The organism is Bradyrhizobium sp. STM 3809, assembly GCF_000239795.1.
Classification (GTDB): domain Bacteria; phylum Pseudomonadota; class Alphaproteobacteria; order Rhizobiales; family Xanthobacteraceae; genus Bradyrhizobium.
The window spans coordinates 1-7,190 of the sequence record NZ_CAFJ01000614.1; the positions used below are offsets into that span (position 1 = coordinate 1).

The window sequence follows — 7,190 nt, forward strand, 5'->3', positions numbered from 1 at the left end:
GGCGAGCAGCACCAGCCCCGTCGAGGAATCGAAGCCGTCGAGCTCGACCAGCAGCTGGTTGAGCGTCTGCTCCTTCTCGTCATGGCCGCCGGCGAACGGGCCGATGCCGCGGGCGCGCCCGAGCGCATCGAGCTCGTCGATGAAGATGATCGCCGGCGCCTTGGCGCGCGCCTGCTCGAACAGGTCGCGCACGCGCGCCGCACCGACGCCGACGAACATCTCGACGAACTCCGAGCCCGAGATCGAGAAGAACGGCACACCCGCCTCGCCCGCGACCGCCTTCGCCAGCAGCGTCTTGCCGGTGCCGGGCGGGCCGACCAGCAGCACGCCCTTCGGCATGCGGCCGCCGAGCCGGCCATAGGATTTCGGATCCTTGAGGAAGGCGACGATCTCGCGCAGTTCGTCCTTGGCCTCGTCGACGCCCGCGACGTCGTCGAAGCGCACGCCGGTGTTGGCCTCGACATAGACCTTGGCCTTGCTCTTGCCGATCTGCATCAGGCCGCCGCCGAGCCCGCCGGCGCCGCCCATCATCCGCCGCGACAGCCAGTACCAGACGCCGAAGAACAGCGCGATCGGCATCACCAGCGAGAGGATGTCGCCGAGGATGTTGCTCTCGACGCGGCCGGTGAAGGTCACGTTGGCCTTGGCGAGTTCTTTCGCAAACTCCTGATCGACGCGCGTCGTCGCAAAGCGCGTCTGGCCGCCGGGCAGCGGCTCCTTCAGCGTGCCCTCGAGATAGTTCTCGGAGACGCCGACCTCCTTCACCTTGCCGGCGTTCAGCAGGTCCTGAAACTGGCTGTAGGGAATCACGGCGACCTGGCGATAGCTCGTCCAGGCATTGTGGATCATCATCGCGACGAAGATCGCGACAACAGCGTACCAGAGATTGAAGCGGGTCTGCTTGGTCATGAGTCTCTCAACATGTGATCGGTCGAAAACGAGCGGCCGCAGCTTGCGGGTCGGGCGGCGTCAGCTGCCGGCCTGCCCTGCGGCCCTGGGCACGAACACGGTGACGGCACGCGGCAGCACGGTGAAGCGCGCCGGCGTGAAAGTGACGAGCTCACCATCGGCATTGATCGGTCGCGGCCGGCGGGTACGGATCTCGAACGACGTGTCGCGCGAGGCGCGCACCTCCTCCCACAGGCCATGCCGGCCTTTGCGGAAGTCATAGGCCATCGCCAAGAGCTTCCACACGCGGCCGACCTCGAGCGAATAGAGATCGAGATGGGAGTCGTCGATCTCCGCGCGATGATCGACCGCCATTCCGCCGCCGTAGTAGCGGCCGTTGCCGACCGCGATCTGCAAAGTCTTCACCCGCACCGCGCCCTCCGACGACACGATCATCGCGCGGAACGGACGCGCATTGGTCAGCACCTTGAGTGCGGTGATGGCATAGCCCAGACGGCCGAACCGCCGCTTGGTCTCCTTGGTCAGCTGCCGCGCCAGCTCGGCGGAGAGACCGAGGCTGGCGACGTTGAAGAACGGATGCCCGTTGACGTCTCCGAGATCGATCTCGCGGCGGTGGCCCGCCGTGATGACGTCGGCCGCCGCCTCCATGTCGTCAGGCAGCCCGAGCGTGCGCGCGAGATCATTGGCCGTGCCGGCCGGAATGATGCCGAGCGGCAGGCCGGTCTTCACCAGCGCGGGCGCGGCGGCGTTGAGGCTGCCGTCGCCGCCGGCAATGACCACGGCCTCGGCGTCATGGGCATGCGCCTCGATCCACGGCGCGACCTCGCGCGGACTGTGCGGCGCGGTGATCACCAGGTCATAGCCCGCGGCGCCCAGCCGCGAGACGGCAATGCCGGCCGCCTCCCCGCCGGAGCGGCTGCCGCGATTGATGATCATCAGAAGCCGGCGCGTCGTCACGCTTTGGCGCGGCGGAGGCGCCTTTGCGATCGATATCTGGTCGTCCCCCGCGCTCACACCCTGCTCCCGTACCGAATATACCAGCCGGCCCAGTCCATTTCCCGCCGGTTCCATAGAAAGGTCCGAGCAGGCGTCCGGGTTCCATGGCCGTCGCCCCGGCCTCGCTCCGGCAGCTGTCGGCGTGCGTGATAAGCGACTCCGGAAGGGGAAGGTCCAAGGCAGAAGCCGCCAGCGGCCATCGCTGCAAGCGACGCGTGTGATCGCATCTCATCAAACTCCCAAGAGATCCAGGACCGGCCAGCACCGCTCCGGAGAGCGAAATACCGATGGCGGTCTCGGTCACGAAAGAGAGTCCGACATCATAGTCGCGCGAACATCGTCGCAGACTATCAGAGGGGCCCGGATCTCCGGCTCCCTGGAATTAGTTCGCGCCTGAACGGCTGCAAGGCAGCGGACACTCTGTCGCACCTCCTGCTCGGTCCGCTCGTTCATCTCTCTGAACGGCGGGAGGAGACGATACGGTCTTGAAAACCGCCGGGGCGACACATACGTCCGTCCGCATACCCCTGGTCCGGGCCCCTCTGGTGAAGCAGCCGGTGCTTTCACGATGTCGGACCTGACGACATCATGATCACCGGCTTTGAAAGAGGACCCGTCGTGGACTTCCTGTTCATCGCGTTTGCCGGCAAGCCGATCTGGATGTGGCTCGCCTTCCTTGCAATCGTGCTCGCCCTCCTTGTCTTCGATCTCGGCATTCTCCACCGCAAGACGCGCGAAATCTCGGTGCGCGAGAGCCTGGTGATGAGCGCCGTCTACATCATGCTCGCGCTCGCCTTCGGCGCCTGGGTGTGGTGGCAGCTCGGCGCCGAGGCCGGCACCGCCTATCTGACCGCCTTCACGATCGAGAAGGCCTTGGCGATGGACAACGTCTTCGTCATCGCGATGATCTTCAGCTACTTCGCGATCCCGCGCGCCTATCAGCACCGCGTGCTGTTCTGGGGCATCGTCGGCGTCATCGTGCTGCGCGCGATCATGATCGGCCTGGGTGCTGCGATCGTCGCGCAGGCGAGCTGGGTGCTCTACGTGTTCGCGCTGTTCCTGGTCGCGACCGGCATCAAGATGCTCGTGTTCAAGGACAAGCCGCACGACGTCGGCGCCAATCCAGCGCTGAACTGGATGCGCCGCCGCTTCGACGTGACCGAGCGGCTGCACGAGGAGCGTTTCTTCGTGCGCCAGCCCGATGCGAGCGGCAAGATGACCTGGTTCATGACGCCCCTCTTCCTGGCGCTGATCCTGATCGAATTCGCCGACGTCATCTTCGCCGTCGACTCGGTGCCCGCGATCTTCGCCATCTCGACCGATCCGTTCGTGGTCTACACCTCGAACATCTTCGCGATCCTGGGTCTGCGCGCGCTGTACTTCGCGCTCGCCGCGATGGTCGATCGATTCCAGTATCTGAAGCTGGCGCTGGCCGCGGTGCTGATCTTCATCGGCTCGAAGATCTTCCTCGCCGATCTGCTCGGGCTGGAGAAGTTTCCGCCGGCGCTGTCGCTCGGCATCACCTTCGGTCTGCTCGGCGCGGGCATCGCCTATTCGTTGTGGAAGACGCGGCCTGCGGCCGAGCAGGTGAAGTGAGCAACGGGAGGTGACGGCGTGGCGATGAACGGTGCCGCTTCCAACGATGAGGTCGCATCATCCGGGCCGCGCCGTCACAACGGCCCGATCAGCCGGCGCCTGCTCGCGATCGCGCGCACGGTGCGCTCGGAGGAGCCGTCGGTCGGCGAGTTGTTCGACCGGCTGGAATCGGAGGGCCTCGGCCTCACTCTGCTGCTGCTGACGATTCCGGCACTGATTCCGCTGCCCGGCCCGTTCGGCATGGTGTTCGGCACCTTCGTCGCGCTGGTCGCGCTGCAGATCCTGTTTGGCGCCGAGCGGCTGTGGTTGCCCGAGGCCGTGCGCCGCCGGCCGGTGCCGCAGCGTCTGCTGCGCAAGGTCATCCGCGCCGGCCTCGACTGGGCCGGCTATGCCGAGCGCGGCCTGCGCGAGGACAGGCTGGTCTGGCTGACCGGCCGCACCGCGCGGATGTTGCTGGCGCTGCCGCTGCTGCTGATGGCCATCACGATCATTCTTCCGATTCCCATGGGCAACGTGATGCCGGCACTGGCGCTGATCGCGGCCGCGATCGGCTTCATGGCCGGCGATGGTCTTGCGGTGCTGCTCTCGATCCTGATCGCCGCTGCCGCCGTCGTCTGGACGGCGGTGCTGCTCTACACGGGCGCAGCGGCGGCGGACTATGCCGCCACGCTGCTGGCGCGCCTCGCCGTCGAGCTGCGCGCGATGCTGGAGAGCGTCGGCGTCGATCTCGGATTTGCTGCCGGCGTGTCGACTGTATTTGCGATCGCAACGGGCGCCATCGCGCTGGCGTTCTGGCTGCAGACGTTCCGCCACCGGCGTCACGGGCGCGGCTCGTTCAACGCGTTGCAGGATCCGCGGGAGCGCTCACGCGCGATGGCGAGCCGCGGCCGCGGCCTCGTCATGGCGGCGAGCCTGGCGACGGCGGCGGCGGCGATCCTCGTCGCAACGCGGCTGATGCTGACAGGCTGGATCTGAGGTTCCATCGATCGGACATATCTTGGTGAGCGGATGTCGGCCGCAGCGCCCGGCGCTTGTCATTGAACTCGCAACAAAAAATGCGAGAGGTGAGGTCCGTGCGCGCCCGCTGGGGCGGAGATCTGCAAGAATTGCCACTGTTCCCCGGGGCGGGCTGCGGTTATACGAGAGATGACTGTCATCAAACGGTTACAGAATCGACCAATGCCCGATTCGAACGCCACGGCGTCGATCCACGGCAGCGACCGTGCACTCAGCACGCCCGACGCTGATAACGCTGCGAACAGCGATCGAAGCCGGGCCGCCGATCTCCCGCAGCAGCCCGCTCAGATCACGACGACGTCGGCCGAGGGCGCCGGAGAGACCGAGGTCGGCACACCAGTGCTTCCCGATCCCGGGTCCGGCACCGGCCACGAGATCGAACTCAAGCTCGTCGTCGATCCCGCGCAGCTCGCCGGCTTCAACGCCGCGCCGATCGTCGTCACCCATGCGCGCAACAAGGGTACGCGCAAGCATCTCAAATCGATCTACTACGATACGCCCAAGCAGACGCTGTGGAAGAACGGCTTCACCCTGCGGGTGCGCCAGACCGGCGCGCGTTTCGTGCAGACGGTAAAGGCGCAACACAGCGACGATCCGCTCAAGCGCGGCGAATGGGAAGCCAGCGTCACCTCGATGGAGCCGGATCTGTCGCTCGCCGCTGCGCTGCTGCCCGACGAGCTGCGCGACATTCTGACGAAAGCGCCGCTGCAGCCGGTGTTCACGGCCGACGTGCATCGCCACGCGCGCCTGCTCGACCTGCCCGGCGCGGTCATCGAGTTCGCGCTCGACAGCGGTGTGATCAGGGCCGGCGAGCGCAGCGAGCCCGTCAGCGAGATCGAGCTGGAGCTGAAGAGCGGCAGTCCGGCGGCGATCTACGAGATCGCGCAGCGGCTCGCCGAGCATGGCGACGTCAAGCCGTCGATCCGCAGCAAATCGGCGCGCGGTTTCGATCTGGCCGCCGGGCGTCCGCCCGGCGCCGAGAAGCCGCGGCGGCCGGGCTTCGAGCCGGCCGTGTCGCTCGACGAGACCTTTGCCATCGTGCTGCGCGGCAGCCTGCATCATCTGCTGCAGGCCCTGCCGGCCGCCGAGGACGGACGCGATCCGGAAGGAGTGCATCAGTTGCGCGTCGCGCTGCGCCGCCTGCGCGCCGCGCTGCACATCATGCGGCCGCTCGGCACCTCGGCTGCGCTCAACGGTCTCGAGGCCGACGCGCGATGGCTGGCGCAGAATCTCTCGGCGGCGCGTGATCTCGACGTGTTCCTCACCCAGACGCTGCCCGAGATCGCGGAGGCCTGCGCTGACGTCGCGGGATTCGACACGCTGCGGACGCTGGCGGAGCGGCAGCGCGACCTCGCCTATCGCAAGCTGCGCGTCGCGCTCGCCGATCGCCGCTGCACCGCGTTCGTGCTCGGACTGGGCGCCTGGACTGCATCGCGCGGCTGGCGCAACGAGGTGTCGCCGGACGAGCTCGGCCGCCTCGCCGGGCCCGCGATCGATTTTGCCGGACATGTCCTGTCGGAGCGGCATCAGAAGGTGCTCAGGCGCGGCCGCCATTTCAAGAGGCTGCCGGCCGAGCGCCGCCACCGGCTGCGGCTCGCGCTGAAGAAGCTGCGCTACAGCATCGACTTCCTGCTGCCGCTTTACGGCCCGAGCAAGCCGGCGAGGAAATATGCGAGGTCACTCGCCGAGCTGCAGGAGCAACTCGGCCACTACAACGACATGGCCGTGACCGCCGGCGTCATCGCGACGCTCGGAACCACCTCGACGGACGCGGCGATCGCCGCCGCCGCGATCACCGGCTGGCACGCGCATGCGATGGCCGGCGTCGAGGATCCGCTGCGCGACGCCTGGCGCGCCTTCACGAAGACGCCGACACCCTGGCAACCCGAGGAGGCGTGACGCGTTGTTCGATGCGGTCGTCGATGCGTCGCATTGATCTGGTTCAAAACGCGCCGTCGCCATGTGTGCCAGAGTGAAGCCATGAAGATATCCAGCCTGACGTGCCCTCATTGTCACGCCGCCTACGAGATCGCGGAGTCGACCTCCGCCGTAGGCGCTCCCGGCCGGGCCGATTGCGGCATCTGCGGCACGCCGCTCGCCGCATGGAGCGAGCCGAAGCTGCGGGCGTTCCGCCTGGTGGTGCCGCCCGAGCACAAATACCCTCGGGTGCCGGCCCCTGCCCCGCTCGCCTGAACGCGTTCCGGAATCCGGGACGACCGGCACTCCGCCGAGGCGGCCGCGCATGGCGCCATGCCGGCCGCAACTTGCCTCGCTTTTTTGACCGGGTCATAGTCCGCCATCGCGCGGCGTCGCCGGCCGATCCGGCCGCACGAAGCAGTGTCCCGATCCACCTCAGCGAGTCATCCCCTCCTCATGCCCATCATCAACAGCATTGCCGCCCTGTCCGACGAAATGGCGGCCTGGCGCCATGACTTCCACGAACATCCCGAGCTGCTCTACGAGGTGCACCGCACCGCCGGCATCGTCGCCGACAAGCTGCGCGCCTTCGGCTGCGACGAGGTCGTGACCGGCATCGGCCGCACCGGCGTGGTCGGCGTCATCCGTGGCCGCAACTCGGCCTCGGGCAAGACCATCGGCCTGCGCGCCGACATGGACGCGCTGCCGATCGAGGAGACCTCGGGCGTGCCCTACGCCTCCAAGACGCCGGGCTT

General features: G+C 67.5%; 6 protein-coding genes and 1 pseudogene. 5 read left to right on the top strand and 2 right to left on the bottom strand.

Annotation, left to right across the window (positions count from 1 at the left end; genetic code table 11):
- Positions 1–909 (bottom strand): ATP-dependent metallopeptidase FtsH/Yme1/Tma family protein (locus BRAS3809_RS27620; protein ID WP_035659026.1); only part of this gene is annotated, 909 nt, incomplete at its 3' end.
- Positions 910–969: 60 nt separating this feature from the next.
- A complete protein-coding gene (locus BRAS3809_RS27625) occupies positions 970–1,923 on the bottom strand; it encodes a lipid kinase (protein ID WP_008965298.1) in 954 nt (317 codons plus the stop codon).
- A gap of 600 nt (positions 1,924–2,523) precedes the next feature.
- Here BRAS3809_RS27625 and BRAS3809_RS27630 point away from each other — a divergent pair.
- From BRAS3809_RS27630 to BRAS3809_RS27650, 5 genes and pseudogenes are all read left to right on the top strand, one after another.
- Positions 2,524–3,501 (top strand): TerC family protein, encoded by a 978-nt coding sequence (locus BRAS3809_RS27630; protein ID WP_008965299.1) that lies wholly within the window; start codon positions 2,524–2,526, stop codon positions 3,499–3,501.
- 18 nt (positions 3,502–3,519) lie between these two features.
- The gene (locus BRAS3809_RS27635) at positions 3,520–4,476 is read left to right on the top strand and encodes an exopolysaccharide biosynthesis protein (RefSeq protein WP_052523495.1); all 957 of its coding nucleotides are present in this window, start codon (positions 3,520–3,522) and stop codon (positions 4,474–4,476) included.
- Between the two features lie 204 nt (positions 4,477–4,680).
- Positions 4,681–6,417 carry a CYTH and CHAD domain-containing protein gene (locus BRAS3809_RS27640; protein WP_008965301.1) on the top strand — a complete coding sequence of 579 codons (1,737 nt, stop codon included), beginning with the start codon at positions 4,681–4,683 and terminating at the stop codon, positions 6,415–6,417.
- A gap of 81 nt (positions 6,418–6,498) precedes the next feature.
- On the top strand, positions 6,499–6,711 hold the full coding sequence (locus tag BRAS3809_RS35210; RefSeq protein WP_008965302.1) for a zinc ribbon domain-containing protein: 213 nt from the start codon (positions 6,499–6,501) through the stop codon (positions 6,709–6,711).
- A gap of 180 nt (positions 6,712–6,891) precedes the next feature.
- Positions 6,892–7,190 (top strand): annotated as a pseudogene (locus BRAS3809_RS27650) (amidohydrolase); the annotation flags it as partial.

Coding starts and splice junctions, on each gene's coding strand:
- BRAS3809_RS27640 (WP_008965301.1), top strand. CDS start 4,681: ATGCCCGATTCGAACGCCACGGCGTCGATCCACGGCAGCGACCGTGCA.
- BRAS3809_RS35210 (WP_008965302.1), top strand. CDS start 6,499: ATGAAGATATCCAGCCTGACGTGCCCTCATTGTCACGCCGCCTACGAG.